This is a genomic window from Mesorhizobium sp. M4B.F.Ca.ET.203.01.1.1, from assembly GCF_004791025.1.
GTDB lineage: Bacteria > Pseudomonadota > Alphaproteobacteria > Rhizobiales > Rhizobiaceae > Mesorhizobium > Mesorhizobium abyssinicae.
This window is the reverse complement of sequence record NZ_SRUO01000019.1, coordinates 12961-31317: the sequence shown is the minus strand read 5'-3', so window position 1 is coordinate 31317 and position 18357 is coordinate 12961. Positions and strand designations below refer to the sequence as shown.

At 59.5% G+C, this 18357-nt stretch carries 16 protein-coding genes; 14 read left to right on the top strand and 2 right to left on the bottom strand.

All coding sequences use genetic code 11. The annotated features are described in order from the left end of the window. Positions 1–156 precede the first annotated feature (156 nt). A complete protein-coding gene (hemN, locus tag EN846_RS28595) occupies positions 157–1506 on the bottom strand; it encodes an oxygen-independent coproporphyrinogen III oxidase (protein WP_091595897.1) in 1350 nt (449 codons plus the stop codon). Positions 1507–1657: 151 nt separating this feature from the next. Between hemN and EN846_RS28590 the strand changes: the two genes are divergently transcribed. The 14 genes from EN846_RS28590 (at position 1658) to EN846_RS28530 (ending at position 17735) form a co-directional block, all read left to right on the top strand. After that, entirely contained in the window at positions 1658–2401 is a 744-nt protein-coding gene (locus tag EN846_RS28590; RefSeq protein ID WP_091595785.1) for a Crp/Fnr family transcriptional regulator, read from the top strand. A gap of 499 nt (positions 2402–2900) precedes the next feature. Further along, on the top strand, positions 2901–4520 hold the full coding sequence (ccoN, locus tag EN846_RS28585) for a cytochrome-c oxidase, cbb3-type subunit I (protein ID WP_095520369.1): 1620 nt from the start codon (positions 2901–2903) through the stop codon (positions 4518–4520). Beyond that, positions 4520–5251, top strand: a complete 732-nt coding sequence (gene ccoO, locus EN846_RS28580) for a cytochrome-c oxidase, cbb3-type subunit II (RefSeq protein ID WP_091595781.1) — start codon at positions 4520–4522, stop codon at positions 5249–5251. Before ccoN ends, ccoO begins: the two co-directional genes overlap by 1 nt. A gap of 11 nt (positions 5252–5262) precedes the next feature. After that, positions 5263–5412: a cbb3-type cytochrome c oxidase subunit 3 gene (locus EN846_RS28575; protein WP_024502864.1), complete on the top strand. Its 150-nt coding sequence runs from the start codon at positions 5263–5265 to the stop codon at positions 5410–5412. A gap of 2 nt (positions 5413–5414) precedes the next feature. Then, a complete protein-coding gene (gene ccoP / locus EN846_RS28570) occupies positions 5415–6278 on the top strand; it encodes a cytochrome-c oxidase, cbb3-type subunit III (RefSeq protein ID WP_029354960.1) in 864 nt (287 codons plus the stop codon). A 166-nt stretch (positions 6279–6444) separates the two neighbouring features. Further along, positions 6445–8004 carry a cytochrome c oxidase accessory protein CcoG gene (gene ccoG, locus EN846_RS28565; protein ID WP_135913940.1) on the top strand — a complete coding sequence of 520 codons (1560 nt, stop codon included), beginning with the start codon at positions 6445–6447 and terminating at the stop codon, positions 8002–8004. Next, complete coding sequence (locus tag EN846_RS28560) at positions 8001–8498, top strand: FixH family protein (RefSeq protein WP_091595779.1); 498 nt, start codon at positions 8001–8003, stop codon at positions 8496–8498. The genes ccoG and EN846_RS28560 overlap by 4 nt, the downstream gene beginning before the upstream one ends. Next, entirely contained in the window at positions 8495–10783 is a 2289-nt protein-coding gene (locus EN846_RS28555; RefSeq protein WP_095520368.1) for a cation-translocating P-type ATPase, read from the top strand. The genes EN846_RS28560 and EN846_RS28555 overlap by 4 nt, the downstream gene beginning before the upstream one ends. After that, complete coding sequence (ccoS, locus tag EN846_RS28550; RefSeq protein WP_084831491.1) at positions 10780–10935, top strand: cbb3-type cytochrome oxidase assembly protein CcoS; 156 nt, start codon at positions 10780–10782, stop codon at positions 10933–10935. Before EN846_RS28555 ends, ccoS begins: the two co-directional genes overlap by 4 nt. 238 nt (positions 10936–11173) lie before the next feature. Next, positions 11174–11902, top strand: a complete 729-nt coding sequence (locus tag EN846_RS35370; RefSeq protein ID WP_128344425.1) for a hypothetical protein — start codon at positions 11174–11176, stop codon at positions 11900–11902. Continuing rightward, positions 11899–13080 (top strand): 5-demethoxyubiquinol-8 5-hydroxylase UbiM, encoded by a 1182-nt coding sequence (ubiM, locus tag EN846_RS28545; protein ID WP_189350574.1) that lies wholly within the window; start codon positions 11899–11901, stop codon positions 13078–13080. Before EN846_RS35370 ends, ubiM begins: the two co-directional genes overlap by 4 nt. Positions 13081–13726: 646 nt before the next feature. Next, complete coding sequence (locus EN846_RS28540) at positions 13727–15157, top strand: EAL domain-containing protein (protein ID WP_245518752.1); 1431 nt, start codon at positions 13727–13729, stop codon at positions 15155–15157. Continuing rightward, positions 15063–15545, top strand: a complete 483-nt coding sequence (locus EN846_RS35365; RefSeq protein ID WP_329609615.1) for a transposase — start codon at positions 15063–15065, stop codon at positions 15543–15545. Before EN846_RS28540 ends, EN846_RS35365 begins: the two co-directional genes overlap by 95 nt. A gap of 933 nt (positions 15546–16478) precedes the next feature. Next, entirely contained in the window at positions 16479–17735 is a 1257-nt protein-coding gene (locus EN846_RS28530) for a site-specific integrase (protein WP_128346188.1), read from the top strand. Here the strand turns inward: EN846_RS28530 and EN846_RS28525 are convergent. Then, positions 17689–17985: an AlpA family phage regulatory protein gene (locus EN846_RS28525; protein ID WP_127399894.1), complete on the bottom strand. Its 297-nt coding sequence runs from the start codon at positions 17983–17985 to the stop codon at positions 17689–17691. The two genes, EN846_RS28530 and EN846_RS28525, sit on opposite strands and share 47 nt — an antisense overlap. Positions 17986–18357 lie beyond the last annotated feature (372 nt).

Genomic DNA, 18357 nt, shown 5'->3' with positions numbered 1-18357 from the left:
TGGAATGCAGGTATGCGTAAGAGAGGATGTGGAAGGAAATACCGCGCAACAGCCTAAGTTTGCATTTTCGATTGGATGCGGTAGTCGCCTATGAGCGGTCAAAATGAAACGCAGCTGGTTCGCGATCGACCAAACGGCGAGCGCACTGTGCTTTGCTCAGACCGCCACCGAGTGCCTCGCCGTTCCCCCTTTGAAATATGTATCGAACTTGGCCGCGATGGTTCGAACGAAGGGGCGACTTTCAGCCCGTACGACGAAACTGTCGCCATCGAATTCAAGCGCTCGGGCAGGATCGTGGAGGGCGATGGACCTCGAGCGATGAAGGAGCTTCTCGCCGGCTTTGCCGAACCGCTCCACCAGATCGACTGCCGAGAAGGCAAAATCACACATCAGCCGCTCGATTATCCAGCCACGGACGCGATCGTCGTCGGAAAGGGCAACGCCCCGGACGGCAGCCAACCCGCCATCCGCAACCATGCGCCCGTACCCGGCAGTCGAAGCCATGTTCTGCACGTAGCCTTGGCGAAAACGACCGATGGACGAAGGGCCAAGTCCGATCAGTGTCGGGCAGCGATCCTCGGTGTAGCCCTGAAAATTGCGATGCAAAACCCCTGCGCGGGCCGCTATGGCCAGCGCATCGTCGGGCTTCGCGAAATGATCGAGTCCTATTGCCTCATATCCCTTGGCGACAATTGCCCGCGCCGCGAGCTGAGATTGGGCGAAACGCTCGGTGGGACTCGGCAGCCATGCCTCGTCGATCATCGTCTGATGCTTCTTGAACCAGGGCACATGTGCGTAGCCGAACAGAGCCATCCGGTCTGGTTCCAAGGTCAGTGCCTGCGCCACCGTGGAACAGATCGTCTCGCGTGTCTGATTCGGGAGCCCGTAGAGCAGGTCCAGATTGACCGATTCAACGCCCCGCGAACGAACCCCGTCGACGACTGCCTTGGTCTGCAAAAAACTTTGCTCACGATTAATTGCTTTTTGCACTTGCGGATCGAAATCCTGCACGCCGAGGCTCGCCCGCGTTACGCCGATTTGAGCAAGCGCATCAAGGCGCGCCTTGTCCATGTCGTTGGTTCCGATTTCGATGCTGACCGTAGCATCCGGGAGAAGGTCGAAGCTGTCCCGCAAGGCCGCTCCAAGAGCAACCATGTCATCGGGCCTCAGCATCGTTGGCGAACCGCCACCGAAGTGGATTGCACGGACATGTGCCTTGCCGCTCACCAGACCGGCAATCGTGACGATTTCGGCATTCAGCGAGCGCAGATAAGCGGCCACCGGCTCATATTGGTGCGTCTGCTTGGTGTGACAGGCGCAGAACCAGCAGAGCTTGTCGCAGTAAGGAATGTGCAAATACAGCGAGATTTCGTCGCCACTTTCCAGCGCCTCCAACCAGCCACGGTAAATGGCAGCATCGACCCCGGAATGGAAATGCGGCGCCGTCGGATAGCTTGTGTAGCGTGGGACGTTCTCGCTGAGTTTGACAGCTATTTCCGATTGCATCTCGCGTTCACCGTGTTGCCCGCCGAACACTGCACGCATCGCTGAAGCAGACCCTGATCTCGATCAGCCGCGCGCATGGACAAACCGCCGCAGGACTTCTCTACCCTGGATGGGTATCCTGCCGGCAGTTAGGATCGGGTAAAGCGAACGCATGACCTTTCGGCAAGACATTCATACTTCCGGCATTCCTGTTCTTTGCCTCCCTTGCGAGGCACGGCGTCGCGGTGTCTGCGGTGCGCTCGATCCAGACAATTTGGTTGGGCTCGCCAAGACTTGCTCGCGTCGCCGGATCGAGTCAGGAATGGAGTTGACCGGCGAGGCACAGAACGTCGACAGCTACTCGAACGTGCTTTCAGGCGTGGTAAAGCTATCAAAGAGCCTGTCGGATGGGCGCCAGCAGATCGTCGGTCTCCAGTTTGCACCGAATTTTCTGGGACGTCCTTTCAAGGTGGAAAGCTCGATCAATGCGGAAGCGGCAACAGCAGTCACGCTGTGCTCGTTTCCGCGAGCGGCCGTCGAACGGATGATGAAGGCGTCACGGGAATTCGAGCATCGCCTGCTCAAACAGACGCTGAATGAACTCGATGAGGCGCGCGAGTGGATGGTGACGCTGGGGCGCAAGACAGCTCCGGAAAAGGTGGCGAGTTTTCTCCTCATGATGGCCCGGAATATCGATTCCAGTCTCGACGCGGCTTCCAGGTCAGCGTCCTTCGATCTGCCGCTGACGCGTGCCGAAATCTCTGATTTCCTTGGAATTACCAACGAAACCGTGAGCCGCCAACTGACGCGATTGCGGGCTGACGGGGTGATTCGGATTGAGAACGCACGCCATGTGACGGTGGACAGCATAAGCCGTCTGGAGAAGCGCTGTGGCGGCGGACGCGAGCGGCCCTAAGCGGCGAGGCCCATGTCGCATGGCTCCGGGGCGGGCCGTGCTTGCCTTCTAATGCGATGTCGCCGCGCCTTCGAAGAAGCGGCGTCACGGTCGAGACAGACAGCTTTCGGGCTTTGATAGGGACGACGACCAATCGCCAGGTGTGTTTCGGCACATACCGGCGAAGCACGGTCCTTAAGCTGCCACGGCTCGGCCGAACGATCGCGTTCGTTTCCAATGGGATCCGAACAACGTTTGGCAGGGCATCGGCAATAGCATCCAACGCGTCGCAGAGCCTCAGCTTTCGCCTCAATCGATCGCGTCTGCGCCCGCCCAACCCAGGGAACGCCTTCCATGAGGGGGTGAGCCCGCGCTGCGTTCCTCGTTCATTCGCCACCTGCTGATTGCGCCGCCGACACAAAATCGTGCGGCCTGACATAGATCAGGGCGAGGGGGCGGCGGCTGCGCAATTAGTGCGCTGCGGATTTGGCATCCACCAGATTCGAGATCGGGATCTGCAATGAAATTCGGCACAGAGATCGTCCTTCTAAGCGTGTTCGCTTTTGCGGCCCTGGTGGCCGCCGGCTTCGGCGTGGATGAACCTTTCCGCCGACATATGTGGGTGTTGTTCTTCGCAGTGGCTGGTTCCACTGCGATCCTGTTGCGCAACACGGAGTTCAAGCCAGCAGCTCCGATTGACCCATCCGCTTACATGGATGGTCCGATCCGCTACGGCGCGATCGCCACCGTGTTCTGGGGTGTCGTCGGGATGCTGGTCGGCGTGGTGATCGCGCTTCAGCTCGCCTATCCCGATCTCAACATCCAGCCCTGGTTCAATTTCGGCCGTTTGCGGCCGCTGCATACATCCGGTGTCGTCTTCGCCTTCGGTGGCAACGCGCTGCTTTGCACGTCTCTGTATGTCGTGCAGCGCACCTGCCGCGCCCGCCTCTTCGGCGGTGATCTCGCCTGGTTCGTCTTCTGGGGCTACCAGCTGTTCATCGTCATGGCCGCGACCGGCTATCTGCTCGGCATCACCGAGGGCCGCGAGTACGCCGAACCCGAATGGTATGTGGATGTCTGGCTGACCATCGTCTGGGTCGCCTACCTCATTCTGTTCCTTGGCACGATCCTGAAGCGCAAGGAACCGCATATCTACGTCGCCAACTGGTTCTACCTGTCGTTCATCGTGACCATCGCGATGCTGCATGTGGTCAACAACCTGTCGATGCCAGTCTCGTTCCTGGGCTCCAAGAGCTACTCCGCCTTTTCCGGGGTCCAGGACGCGCTGACCCAATGGTGGTACGGCCACAACGCGGTCGGCTTCTTTCTCACCGCCGGCTTCCTTGGCATGATGTATTATTTCGTGCCCAAGCAGGCGAACCGGCCAGTCTATTCGTACCGGCTGTCGATCGTCCATTTCTGGGCGATCATCTTTCTCTACATCTGGGCTGGCCCGCATCACCTGCACTACACCGCCTTGCCAGATTGGGCGCAGACGCTCGGCATGGCGTTCTCGATCATGCTGTGGATGCCGTCCTGGGGCGGCATGATCAACGGCCTGATGACGCTGTCCGGCGCCTGGGACAAGCTGCGCACCGATCCGATCATCCGCATGATGGTGATGGCCGTCGCCTTCTATGGCATGTCGACCTTCGAAGGCCCGATCATGGCGATCAGGGCGGTCAATTCGCTGTCGCATTATACCGACTGGACCATCGGCCACGTCCATTCGGGCGCGCTCGGCTGGGTTGGCATGATCTCGTTCGGCGCAATCTACTACATGGTGCCGAAGCTCTGGAACCGTCACCGGCTCTACTCGCTGCGGCTCGTCACTTGGCACTTCTGGCTGGCGACACTCGGGATCGTCGTCTACGCCTCGGTCATGTGGGTGTCAGGCATCATGCAGGGCCTGATGTGGCGTGAATACGACCAGCAGGGCTTCCTGGTCTATTCCTTCGCCGAAACCGTCGCTGCCATGCACCCATACTACGTCATGCGCGCCATCGGTGGGGCCATGTACCTCTCCGGCGCCCTTATCATGGCCTGGAACATCACCATGACCATCCTCGGCCACCAGCGCGAGGAGGAGCCGATGCCGAGCCCCGTCGCCATCCGACCTGCGCGATCAGGAGCCAGGTAATGGGCTTGATGGACAAACACGCAATCATCGAGAAGAACGCCACGCTTCTTCTCGTTGGCTCGCTGCTCGTGGTGACGGTCGGCGGTATCGTCGAGATAGCGCCTCTCTTCTATCTCGACAATACGATCGAGAAGGTGGAAGGCATGCGCCCCTATTCGCCGCTCGAACTTGTCGGGCGCAACATCTATATGCGCGAGGGCTGCTTTCTCTGCCATAGCCAGATGATCAGGCCGTTCCGCGACGAAGTTGAGCGCTATGGCCACTACAGCCTGGCTGCCGAGTCCATGTACGATCACCCCTTCCAGTGGGGATCGAAGCGCACCGGGCCGGATCTCGCCAGAGTTGGCGACCGCTACTCGAATGCATGGCATGTCGCGCATCTTACCGACCCGCGCTCGGTGGTGCCGGAATCGATCATGCCGAGCTATGGGTTCCTGAAAGACACGCCGATCGACGTGAAGGATTTCTCGACGCATCTGGTCGCCAACAGGCGTGTAGCCGTCCCTTACACCGATGACATGATCGCGCACGCCAATGCGGATCTGGCGGCGCAGGCCGATCCCAATGCCGACACATCAGGCCTTGAGGCGCGTTACCCCAAAGTCAAGATCGGCGACTTCGACGGCAACCCGCAACAGGTCACCGAAATGGATGCCCTGCTCGCCTACCTGCAGATGCTTGGCACACTGGTCGACTTCAAAAATTACGACGAAGCCGCCGGCTACCGCTGAGGAGAACGCTGATGACCTACAATTTGATGCGGGCGTTTGCCGACAGCTGGGGCCTGGTTGCGATGGCGCTGTTCTTCGTCGGGTGCATCGCCTTTGCCCTACGCCCCGGCAGCCGAAGGCTGGCCGACGAAGCTGCCCGCATTCCGCTCGAGGACGAGTGATCATGAGCGACGAGCACATCGATGAGGTCTCCGGCGTCTCAACCACCGGCCATGAATGGGACGGCATCAGGGAGCTCAACAATCCTCTGCCGCGATGGTGGGTGATTACCTTCTACGTCACCATAGCGTGGGCGCTCGTCTATACGACCGCATACCCGGCATGGCCGATGCTGACCTCGGCAACCAAGGGCATGCTCGGCTATTCAAGCCGTAAGGACGTCAAGAACGACCTTGCCGCGGCCGAGGCCGCCAAGGGCAAGTATGTTGCAGCCATCCAGGCAAAGAGCGTCTCGGAGATCTTGACCGACGATGCCTTGCGCGAATTCGCGGTCGCTGCCGGGGCTGCCGCGTTCAAGGTCAACTGTACGCAATGCCACGGCTCCGGCGCTCAGGGGTCGAAGGGCTTTCCCAACCTGAATGACGATGACTGGCTCTGGGGCGGCAGCCCCGACCAGATCAAGCAGACGATCACGCACGGCCTCCGCTTTGCTTCCGATCCGGACACGCGACTGTCAGAAATGCCGGCCTTCGGCGACATCATCACCGCCGACCAGATCGCACAAGTCAGCGCCTACGTGGCCAGCCTTTCCGGCAAGGTCCGCGATGCAAGTCTGATCCAACCCGGCGCCAAGGTCTTTGCCGAGAACTGCGTCGCTTGTCACGGCGACAATGCAAAAGGCAACAGGGAATTCGGCGCCCCCGACCTGACTGACGCGATCTGGCTTTACGGGTCCGGCGAGACGGCCATCGCCGCCCAGGTTCGTGCGCCAAAGCAGGGCGTCATGCCGGCCTGGGTTGGCCGTCTCGGCGAGATCAAGGTCAAGGAACTTGCAGTTTATGTCCATTCGCTTGGCGGCGGAGAATAGGAATGGAAGCCCTATTCTTCGGTCACCCCTGCCAAGCGGACGAGGCCCGGCGCGAGCCGGGCCTCGACACCATTCCTAATGCGATCTGCACAACCCGGCAAGGCTGTCCTACCGCGAGGCTTTTCGACAGGTGCCCCTGACATTGGCTGGGAAAGTGGAGTTGCACGTGCGTGACAAGACGCAGTTGACACGGCTCGAAACAGAAACTGTCAATGCCGCCAAAACCCGCAAGCCCCTTTATGCCGCGCGTCAAAAGATCTTTCCGAAGCGCGCCTCGGGCAACTTTCGCCGCTTCAAATGGCTGGTGATGACGATCACACTTGGCATCTATTACCTGACTGCGTGGCTGCATTGGGATCGTGGCCCATTTGCCCCGGACCAGGCCGTGCTGCTCGATCTCACCAATCGGCGCTTCTACTTTTTCTTCATCGAGATCTGGCCGCAGGAATTCTTCTATGTGGCCGGCCTCCTGGTCATGGCCGGTGTTGGACTTTTCCTGATTACCTCTGCTGTCGGCCGTGCCTGGTGCGGCTATGCATGTCCGCAGACCGTGTGGGTCGATCTGTTCCTTGTCGTCGAGCGTGCGATTGAGGGGGACCGCAACGCCCGCATGAAACTCGATGCCGGCCCCTGGACCGCCCGCAAGCTGATGCTGCGGGTCTCGAAACACGCCATCTGGCTTGTCATAGGGGCGGCGACCGGTGGCGCCTGGATTTTCTATTTCGCTGATGCACCAACACTTGTGGGCGAGCTTTTCACCGGTACCGCCGCACCTGTCGCCTACATCACCATCGCCGTGCTGACGGCGACGACCTACACCTTCGGCGGCCTGATGCGCGAACAGGTCTGCACCTATATGTGCCCATGGCCGCGCATCCAGGCAGCCATGCTCGATGAGAATTCGCTCACCGTCACCTACAATGACTGGCGCGGCGAGCCGCGATCGCGCCACGCCAAGAAGGTGCAAGCCTCGGGGCAGTCCGTCGGCGACTGCGTCGACTGCAATGCCTGCGTCGCGGTCTGCCCAATGGGAATCGACATTCGCGACGGCCAGCAGCTCGAATGCATTACCTGCGCGCTGTGTATCGACGCCTGCGACGGCGTCATGGACAAGCTCGGCAAGGAGCGCGGGCTGATCTCCTACGCGACGCTCTCCGACTACAACGCCAACATGATGCTGGCGACCGCAGGCGGCTCCAGTTCAATCAATCCGTCGCTGGTCAGGACTGCTGTCGGCACCTTCTCCGATCAGGTGGCGCATTTTCACATTCGCAAGATCTTCCGGCCGCGCACCTACGTCTACATGGGCTTGTGGTCGCTGATCGGGCTGGGCCTGCTCTATTCGCTGCTGACGCGCGATCGGCTCGAACTGAACGTGCTGCATGACCGCAATCCGCAATTCGTCACACTATCCGATGGCTCCATCCGCAATGGCTATAGCGTCAAGCTGCTCAACATGATCCCTGAGCCAAGGACAATCGTCGTCACCATGCAGGGTCTGGAGGGTGCCGACATGGTCGTCGTCGGCGACGACATCCCGGCCGGCCGGTCTTTCGCCATCCCGGTCGAACCCGACCGCCTGAAAACGTTGAAGGTCTTCGTTCGCCAACCGGCGGACCAGATCCACGCCCCGGCACAGACCTTCAAGTTCCGTGCCGAGGATAAGGCGAGCTTCGAGTCGAACGAGTACGCCGCCACATTCAACGCGCCAGAGGCCGCCAAATGACCGCCAATGCCCAAAAGCCTCGCGAATTCACCGGCAGGCACATGCTGGCCATCATTCTCACCTTCTTCGGGGTGGTCATCGCGGTCAACCTGACCATGGCCACGCTCGCCAATACGAGTTGGACCGGCCTCGTCGTCGAGAACACCTATGTGGCCAGCCAGCAATTCAACAAGGAGGCCGAGGCCGGCCGCGCTCAAGCAGCGCTCGGTTGGACCGGCAAGCTGACCATCGCATGGGGCGAAGTCCGCTACAGCCTCTCCGACGCTGCAGGCAAGCCGGTTCCTCTGCACGGCGTCAAGGTGCTGTTTCGTCATCCCGCCTACGAGAAAGAGGACAAGTCCGTCACGCTCGCCCTCGCCTCCGGCCAGGAGTTCGCCGCCCAGCATATGCCGAAGGACGGCGTCTGGATCGTCGAAGTCGACACCGATGCCGGCCTGACACGACCCTATCGCGACGTCCGCAGGATTATGATTTCTCATGGAGCGCTGCAATGAGCTGTTGTGCACCGGGCGCTGAAATGGCGCTGGATCTGAACGGCGCCACGTCGGTCCTGCCATCCAGCCAGGAGATCAGGTTGGCGAGCCGATCGCTTGGCGATGATCTTCGGCAGACCGATCTTTCAGTGCCGACGGTTCATTGCGCCGCCTGTATCCAGACGATCGAGGCGGCACTTGGAAAGCTCGATCACGTCGAAAGCGCGCGCGTCAACCTGTCGACGAAGCGGGTCGCGGTCCGGTGGCGAGGAGACGAGGTGCCACCCTTCGTCGCCGCGCTTGGCAGGCTGGGCTACAAGGCGCATCTGTTCACACCCGAGGTCGATGACAAGGACAAGACGCTTGCCGAACTGATCCGCGCTGTCGCTGTTGCCGGCTTTGCGGCGGGGAACATCATGCTGCTTTCGGTCTCTGTCTGGTCCGGCGCCGAAGGTGCTACCCGCGACCTGTTTCACTGGGTCTCGGCGCTGATCGCCATTCCTGCCCTCGCCTTCGCCGGCGGAATCTTCTTCCGTTCGGCCTGGAATGCTTTGCGCCATGGTCGCATGAATATGGACGTGCCCATCGCGGTCGGTGTTTCGCTCGCCTATGCCATGAGCCTCTATGAGACGATCAATCATGGCGACCACGCCTATTTCGACGCGTCGGTATCGCTGCTGTTCTTCCTTTTGATCGGGCGCACGCTGGATCATGTGATGCGGGAGCGTGCCCGGACTGCCGTGAAGGGCCTGTCTCAGATGGCCGCGCGTGGCGCCATGGTGATGCGCGGCGACGGCGCGCGCGACTATCTGCCGGTCGGCGAGATCGAACCAGGCATGCGGTTGTTGATCGCGGCCGGTGAGAGGATCCCCGTCGACGGCAAGATCATCCAGGGAACGTCGGATCTCGACTGCTCGCTGGCCTCAGGCGAAAGCACGCCGAAAAACGTGGCGCCGGGCGAAGCAGTACAGGCCGGCGTGCTCAATCTTACCGGCCCGCTGACGATCCAGGCGACAGCCGCCGCAAAGGATTCGTTCCTGGCGGAGATGGTTCGGCTGATGGAATCCGCCGAGGGCGGTCGCGCGCACTATCGCCGCATCGCTGATCGCGTGTCGGCACTCTACGCGCCCCTGGTTCATCTCACCGCCTTCGTGACATTCCTGGGCTGGATGGCGGCGACCGGCGACTGGCACCGGGCGATGACGATCGCCATCGCTGTTCTCATCATCACATGCCCCTGCGCGCTCGGCCTCGCCGTGCCGATCGTCCAAGTGGTCGCGGCGCGGCGGCTTTTCGAGAGCGGTATCATGGTCAAGGACGGTTCGGCCATGGAGCGCCTCGCGGCGATCGATACTGCCGTGTTCGACAAGACCGGCACGCTCACGCTCGGCCAGCCCCGGCTGGTCAATGCGGACTCGATTGATCCGGGCATGCTGGCAATCGCCGCCGACATGGCCGCGCATTCGCGTCACCCGTTTTCAAAGGCCATGACCGGCTTTGCCGCTCCTGGCGGGCAACACAAATTCGATGCCGTCACAGAGCATCCGGGGTTCGGGATCGAAGCCACTGTCGCCGGAAGCACTTGGCGGCTGGGTCGACGCGGATGGGCTGGATGGAAGGCCCGGACCGGAGGTGAAGGCAAACATGGCTATGGTGGAACGGCCCTGACAAAAGACGGGTTCATTGTCGCGACCTTCGATTTCGAGAATGCGCTGCGCGCCGACGCGGCGGCGGCGATCAAGCGATTGAACGATGCCGGGGTGTCGATGCAAATGCTGTCGGGCGATACCGCCGCAGCCTGCGCCGAAGTGGCAAAGCTGCTGGATATCGACGACTTCGTTCCGTGCCTGCTGCCATCGGGCAAGCTCGAACGCATCGAAACCCTCGCGAAAGTTGGGCACAAGGTTCTGATGGTTGGCGACGGCCTCAACGATACGCCGGCCCTGAGCGCGGCGCATGTCTCGATCGCACCGGCCACCGCCGTCGACATTGGCCGCAACGCGGCAGACTTCGTCTTCCTGCGCGAAAGCCTCCTGGCGGTGCCGCTCGCCCTGGGCGTCTCGCGCAAGGCAGGAAACCTGATCCGGCAGAACATCGCAATCGCAATCGTCTACAATGCGGTGGCAGTACCAATCGCCATCCTCGGGCACGTCACGCCTTTGATAGCGGCGATTGCCATGTCTGCCTCATCGCTGCTTGTTATTGGAAACGCATTGCGCTTGCACGGCTTCATGGCGAATGCGACGGTGCAAGTTATTCAAAAAGTCAGACGCTCCGCAGTCGGCTATTCGGCACAATCCTCGTGACGACCTTGCTCTATCTCATACCAGTGGCCCTTTTTCTGGGTGCACTGGGCCTGTCCGGCTTCGTCTGGGCATTGCGAAGCGGTCAATACGAAGATCTCGACGGAGCCGCCGAGCGGATACTAATTGATCGGGACGACAAACCGGGACGCTGATTTCAATCCGCTGTGCATAAGATGCGCGGATCCCGCTCGTCAGTCGAGCCGGCTCGGTCGGGAACAAGCTGTCCATGCTCCATGACCAGCTTGACCTAAGCTGGGCACTACATTGATTTGTGAAAATCCACTGTCGTGCGAAGGACTGCCTTCCCATGCACCCAGTATGAGGCGGCTGATGCCGCGAGAGTACCTCGCGCGGCCGGACGAGCTTCGCACTGTGCGCACGGGTAACAAGTTGAGCGTCGCGATCGATCACCCGAGCGTGAACTACCAGTGCCGGTTGATCGTGCCCTGGCTGATCCAGATCAGGGTCATATTCGCATCAGTGGTGCTTTATAGGCCAGTCTTCGAAGGAGAATGCATGACTTATGTATCGCGGCCAGACGCGTCCACCTCTGATGGGGTTGCATGCTTCATTGCCGATCCATGCCAATTTCCGGCCCTGCGCCTTGCAGCAATGCGGTCACCGAAACTCAGCGCAGATCACGGTGTTCCGCACGTGGTATCCACTCGTCACGACGATAATAATAGGCAGAATCCCATGAGCGCCGTTCACATCATCGACTGCCACAACGCGAATGACTACTTCGCCGACAGGGCGGACGGACCGATCACACAGAAGATGCTAAAGACTGTCAACATCCGCGCGGAGCTCCACATTGCTTTGGACCGAAAGCATTTTCGTGAGGCTGTAGTCCAAGCGAACAAGGCGAAGTGCGACGTGCTTCACATCGCTGGGCACGGCAATGGAGACGGGATCGCTTCGTCCAGTGGGCGAGGTAGCCTTCTTTGGGCTGACTTCGTAGAAATGTTCCAAGGCTCGGATCCAGCGCCGAAGATCCTCGTGATGTCAATGTGCTGCGGAGCATCATACGCGTTGGCGGCGGGCACGGAGCTCAGCGGATGTCAGTCGGCTCAGTTCCACCGTTACACGAGGATAGCCGACGGGATGGCGGCACGCTGATGGGCTCTGACGACAATTTTGACATCGTTGTCGTTGGAGCCGGGCCGGTCGGCCTTTCGTTCGCTGCGTCGCTTGCCCAAAGCGAACTCAAGGTGGCAGTTGTTGAACAGAACACATTCGATAGTCTGGCGAATCCGGCTTTCGATGGTCGCGAAATCGCGCTGACCAACGCTTCGATCAGAACCCTTCGCGAGCTCGGCGCCTGGGATGTCATCCCGGCTTCGGACAAATCAGCAATTCAAGGCGCGCGCGTGCTCAACGGCTCGAGCGCATTCGCTCTTCGTTTCGATCCTCCCAGCAACTCTGGAGAACCGCTGGGGGTTTTGGTTCCAAATTGCCGGATCCGCGAGGCGCTGTTCAAAATCGTCCGCTTGCAGGATCGCGCCCGGCTGTTGTGCGGCCACTCGGTCGTCGATGCAACAAACAGCCAAGAAGGAGCAGTCGTAACGCTCTCTAATGGCGCGCGTTTAACTGCTCGGCTTGTTGTTGCCGCGGATTCGCGTTTGTCCGCCACGCGTGATCTGCTGGGCATCGGCGCCGATATCAACCGGCTTGGCCACTCGATGCTGATTTGCCGAGTGAGGCACGAGCGCGCCCACCACCAGATCGCCATCGAATGGTTCGATCACCATCAGACGATAGCGATATTGCCCCTCGCGGAGGGCGTGTCGTCGCTGCTGCTCACATTGCGCTCAAACGAGGCCTATAGACTGCTTGCCTTCGATGACGATTTGTTCCTGTCGGAGTTGACGAAACTGTGTCGAGGGCGCCTTGGAAAAATGACCTTGGCAAGCAAGCGCCATACCTATCCGCTGGTCACGACCTGGGCGCACAAATTCCGGGCCCCGAGCGCCGCACTCATCGGCGACGCTGCCATCGGCATGCACCCGGTGACCGCTCACGGATTCAACATCGGTCTCAGCAGCCAGAAGCAACTCGCCCGTGGAATCATGACTGCGTGCCGCGACGGCCGCAATGTTGGCGACCCCGACATGCTGCACATATACGAAAGGCGGCTGCGCCTGTCGGCGGCGCCGCTCTACCATGCAACGAACATACTGGTTGGACTCTACTCCAGAGACCACCTGGCGGCACGGCTTGCAAGGCATCTGGGGCTTCGCTTTGCCCAACATGTTCCCCTTGTCCGGCATGGGATTTCGGCGGAGCTCCAGCGGTGATACTGCACCAGCAGTTGCATTTTGCGCGATGTGCTGGGCGAGCGATGGGAGAGAGTGCATCATGCGCCGGAGTAATCCTGCTCCCGACGCTGATCTCCGATTGAAGAATTAACCCGTCCTTCAGGGGGGCTGCATAGGCTGCGGACAAGCAGGAGTAAGCAAGCTGACCCGTCCAGCCCTGGAAAAAGAAGATCCGCTGGAGGCGAGAATCCTTCAGGACCAGCTCGCTGATCTGAGGGCAGGCCTTTTCGTCTCAATGCCGATAAGCATTGTGCTGTCCGGGCTGATTTTGACCGTGCAGGCCCTTTCCGGGAACGGTCTTGCTGGCGCGGCCTAGTTTTCGGTCGTTAATGCGATAAATGCCGCCCGCCTTGCACTCGCCCCTCATCAGCTGAAGGAACCCGGAGTCCAGGATGATCTGACACGGGTTTGGCTGCGGCTTCGCTGGTTTGGCAGGCTTGCTCTTCTGGCGGGATTCACCTGGTCATTCCTTGCCGTCCTAACGGCTGGGTACACGACGTCTCAAGCATCGCTGCATCTAATAATTCTGGCGGGCATTTCAGCTGGCGCGGTCACGTACGGCAGCTCATATGCTGCGGCAGCGATATACTTCATCACACCGCCACTCCTCATTGCCGCCGCATGCTTGCTGACGAAGGGAACCCTGGAAAACTACATTCTGGCTTTTGCCGTCCTGCTTTTCGAGGGCGGCCTGGCTCGAGCCTCGTTCGTTGGACAAGCGCGCTTCCGTGACGCGAGCCGCCTGAGACATCAAGCCGAGCGGCTTGCCGCGGAAATGGAGCGCAATTCCAGGGAGGACCATCTTACCGCGCTCCTCAACAGGCGCGGCCTCGAACATGCAATCGATCAGTTTGAGAACACTGATGGGCCCTTTGTGGCCATGCTGATTGATCTGGATGGGTTCAAATCTGTCAACGATACCTACGGTCACAGAACGGGTGACGAGCTGCTTGCCAGGATCGCCCGCCGAATAGAGGAAGAAGCACCGGAGGGCTCAACGCTCGCCCGCATCGGTGGCGATGAATTCGTGCTGGTTTTTTCCTCGCTTAGAAATTCGCCTTCTCCCAGCAATCTCGCATCCAATCTCATATCCAAGCTTGCTCGCCCCTATCCTGGCGTCGCCTCCGTCCGGATCGGGGCATCCATAGGAATATACTCGGCTAAAAACCCGGGGCTGACGGAAATGTTGTTGCGGGCGGACATCGCCCTTTACACAGCTAAGCGCCGTGGCAGGAACGAATTTTGCCTGTTCGATGCCGAGCTCGACCGGGAACTGCAACGCCGCCAGTCCATCGAACGCGATCTTCATTCGGCGATAAAGACGAGAAGCTTGGGCCCTTGGTTCCAGCCAATCGTAAGACTCGACACCGAAGCTGTGATCGGTTTTGAAGGGTTGCTAAGGTGGTCCCATCCGATTCACGGTTCCATCTCTCCGCCCGAAATCATGACAGCGGCACGCGAAACCGGAATGCTCCAGCTGCTAACTCAAGCTGTATTTTCCGAATGTTGCGCTTTTATCGACGCCTTGGTGAAAGCTGGCTGTCGTGATGTTCGTGTGACGATGAACGTTTCACCGCGCGAATTGGAGGCCGGCGATATCGACGAAATGGTTCTGAATGGTCTGGCGGCAAAGGACCTCCCTGCAACGATGTTCGAAATTGAGATAACAGAAGAATCGCCCGTGGACCCGGACAGGGTCGATGAAAAGCTCGGACGGCTTTCACATGCCGGCATTTCCATCGCGCTCGATGTCTTCGGCACCGGCTTTTCCACGTTGGCATCGCTCAAGGACAGTCGGATAAGGAAGGTGAAAATAGACCAGGGCTTCATTCGCGGTTTAGCCAAATCGCGGGAGGATCGGCTGCTTGTCAAAACCGTGATCGATCTTGGTCGGACGCTCGGGATCGAGGTCATGGCCGAGGGCGTCGAGACAGAGGCGGATCGGCAAACTCTGCACAAACTTGGCTGCAAAACCGCTCAGGGCTTCCTGTTCTCCAAGGCGGTGCCACTCAGCCAAGCGCTTGGTTTGGCAGTTAAAGAGCGCCAGGAGTTGTGACCGGCATCCGCCATTCGCTCACGCGCGCCACCTCGCCGGGTTCAGCGGTATCCTGCAAGTGGATGGCTACTCGGCCTATACCAACCTGGTCAAGGCACGGGACAAAGCCGGCAGCAATGAAACAATCCGGCTCGCCGGGTGCTGGGCTCACCTGCGGCGCAAATTCTACGACCTGCACATCAGCGGGATCTCGCAGGGCCGCGACGGGTTCGATCACCGCCATGACCGAATTGTGGAAGGTCGAGACAAGGTTCGTGGCAAGGATGCTGGAAGCCGCGCCGCGCTGCGTCAGGAAAAGTCCGTGGCCATTGTCGCGAGCCCCTTCGATCTATGGGAAGCGGAACTGGGCAAGGTCTCGGGGAAATCCAAAACCGCCTTGCGGGGCTGACCTTCCATCTGGTCCGTGGTTAGCTGATAGGCGGTTTATTTGTCGTGCAACGTGCTCTTTCAGCCTAAGCTGCTCCACGCGTGGGGTACCAAATGTCAGACTTTCACCACTAGGAAATCGCGAACGGGCGCGGCGCTTACTGGCCGCATTGCCGCAAAATAGCGTCGGAAGGTGGGATCGGCGTGACGTTGTTACTCAGAGTGAGTGGTCCCGAGAGTTGAGGGCAGAATCGAAATTCGCGTGTTCCTATAGCGCATCTCCGATCGGGGGCCATCGCCACGAGCAGCAGATGAGGCAATGCGAAGCTTGGTCGATCGACAGAGTGATGCGGCACGACATCCATTTCCTACCAGCCCATTCCCCCCGATACAGCCGCGCGTCTACTCGAACCTAGAGCTGTCGAGCATGAGCAAACACCGTCCTTGTTGTGTTCTGAGAACTCCAGCTTTACCTCGCCGAATGGCAGCTCGCAAATGATGCAATCAAAAGTGTGCATACCGCGGCAGCGACCACATTGTTTCAGTCTTTTCAACAGCGTAAGAATCTGACGGTATTTTTGACGGTACTCACTGGTTGTGTGACTTAAATTAAGTAATTGAAACAATCAGGTACGGCCTTAATTGATGATTGAGTGGGAATGATTCAGGTCTATCCGAACGTCGCCGAAATTACGCCAGAAATCGATCTAACTAACTGAAATTAAAAATAGTTTTTGCCGGCAGCTTTCGCTGCCTATCGGCGTGCATTGTTCGGCCTTGCCGGACTGGCTGCCGGACCTCCGACATATTGCCACGATGAATTTTCAACAGTACCGTCACCTCATAGAGGTCTGATGACGGTACTTTTTTCAGGCTAAGGCTATGAAAATTAAGAAGAAGTTCCGCCAAAAGCCCTCAAAAAACCCGTGACGGTACTTTTGGAAAGGCAGTCGGGATGCTGACGGACGCCGCAATCAAGGCATTGAAAATAAAGCAGAAAATGTACAAGGTGGCGGATCGTGACGGGATGTATGTCCGCGTCATGCCTAGCGGCACGATCTCGTTTCGTCTGGACTACAGGCTCAATGGCCGGAGGGAGACCGTCTACCTCGGCAAGTACGGGCGCGATGGGATCTCCCTGCTCCAAGCGCGCGAGAAATGCCTCGATGCGCGTCGAGCTATCAGAGAAGGCCGCTCTCCTGCCATCGAAAAGCAACGAGACAAACGGCGACTGAAAGAAGCCAAGAGCTTTGGCCAATTCGGAGAGAAGTGGCTGACTTTGGCGCCGATGGCGGACAGCACTCGATCGATGCGCCGGTCAATTTACGAACGCGAACTCCTGCCGGTTTGGCGCAATAGGCTGCTGACCGAAATCACACCGGACGATCTTCGCGCCCAATGTGCCAAGATCGTCGAGCGTGGAGCGCCGGCAACGGCGATCCACGTCCGTGATATCCTCAAGCAAATTTACGGCTTCGCCATTCTCCATGGCGAGAAGGTGTCCAATCCGGCCGACGACGTAGGGCCGGCATCGATTGCTCACTTTGTCCCGAGAGATCGCTCGCTCTCCCCAACTGAAATCCGCGTCATGCTCAAGATACTGGAGAACGTCGCAACACTGCCCACCATTCGCCTTGGCCTTCGCCTCATCCTGTTCACGATGGTTCGAAAAAGCGAACTTCAGGACGCAACCTGGGACGAGGTTGACTTCGAGCATGCGGTCTGGACCATTCCAAAGGAACGGATGAAGCGATCGAAGGCCCACAACGTCTATCTATCACGCCAGGCGCTCGACATCTTTGTTGCGCTCAAGACCTGCTCGGGGAACTCTCGTTTCGTGCTGCCATCCCGCTACGACGCGGACGCGCCAATGGCGCGCGCAACCTTCAATCGTGTGACCTATGCGGTGGCCGAACTGGCGAAGAAGGAAGGCCTGCCGCTTGAGCCATTCACCGTGCACGATCTCCGGCGCACGGGCTCTACACTTTTGAACGAACTAGGGTTCAACAGCGACTGGATCGAAAAATGCCTGGCTCACGAGGACGGTCGCTCCTCCCGCGGCGTCTACAACAAGGCGGAATACGAAGTTCAGCGCCGCCACATGATGCAAGAATGGTCCGATGCAGTGGAAGCCTGGGTCGAGGGAAGGAAGCGGCCCGTCGTCCTTATGCCCCCGATGATGACGGTCTTTGAGCCCGATCCAGCGCTTTGACAGGAGCGGTCTTTCTCAAACGCACATCTGGAGGGCTGGCTCGGGGAATTGGTGCTGCCCTGCGCGCATGGAGCCAGGCTTCAACCTCGGCCAAATCCCACACGACGCAACGGGGGGTAAGAGCGAAACGTCGCGGAAATTGCCCGCGCTGCTCCATTTCATAGATTGTGCTGTCAGCCAGAGGGACGATTTCACGTAGCTCCTTACGGCGGATCGTCCGCTTTATTGTAGCCTCCCTGGGATCAGTCATGGCGGCCTACCTTTCCTCGTGTCGCAGAACGATTGCTGCCGATAGCTGGCGAGGATGGAAAGGGCGAAAGTCGATAAGCGTATGTTGGGCGGTGTTTTCGCATATATCGGTCAGTCAGGGTCGCCATGACCCGGACCGAAGAAACGGTTATTCGACCTGACGCGCCTCGACGGATCGCATGCCGCTCCGAGGTCAAGCTTACCGAGGAAGCATCATATAGCGCCCTTCGCCGGGGGCTGTCGGTCCCGCATCCCGCCTTACGGCGGCGCTATGCTGATGCTCCTACGGCCGCCCTGTTGAACCGGTCTCAGGGCCACGAACCTGCTCCAGCACCGAACTGACTTACTCCCTCCGACGGGCTTTTCGGTGCTT

Excerpts from the sequence above, each read along its gene's own strand:
- ccoP (WP_029354960.1), top strand. The coding sequence starts at position 5,415 with ATGAGCGACGAGCACATCGATGAGGTCTCCGGCGTCTCAACCACCGGC.
- EN846_RS28525 (WP_127399894.1), bottom strand. The coding sequence starts at position 17,985 with ATGACTGATCCCAGGGAGGCTACAATAAAGCGGACGATCCGCCGTAAG.
- EN846_RS28555 (WP_095520368.1), top strand. The coding sequence starts at position 8,495 with ATGAGCTGTTGTGCACCGGGCGCTGAAATGGCGCTGGATCTGAACGGC.
- EN846_RS28560 (WP_091595779.1), top strand. The coding sequence starts at position 8,001 with ATGACCGCCAATGCCCAAAAGCCTCGCGAATTCACCGGCAGGCACATG.
- ccoO (WP_091595781.1), top strand. The coding sequence starts at position 4,520 with ATGGGCTTGATGGACAAACACGCAATCATCGAGAAGAACGCCACGCTT.
- EN846_RS28530 (WP_128346188.1), top strand. The coding sequence starts at position 16,479 with ATGCTGACGGACGCCGCAATCAAGGCATTGAAAATAAAGCAGAAAATG.
- EN846_RS28575 (WP_024502864.1), top strand. The coding sequence starts at position 5,263 with ATGACCTACAATTTGATGCGGGCGTTTGCCGACAGCTGGGGCCTGGTT.
- ccoN (WP_095520369.1), top strand. The coding sequence starts at position 2,901 with ATGAAATTCGGCACAGAGATCGTCCTTCTAAGCGTGTTCGCTTTTGCG.
- EN846_RS28590 (WP_091595785.1), top strand. The coding sequence starts at position 1,658 with ATGACCTTTCGGCAAGACATTCATACTTCCGGCATTCCTGTTCTTTGC.
- hemN (WP_091595897.1), bottom strand. The coding sequence starts at position 1,506 with ATGCAATCGGAAATAGCTGTCAAACTCAGCGAGAACGTCCCACGCTAC.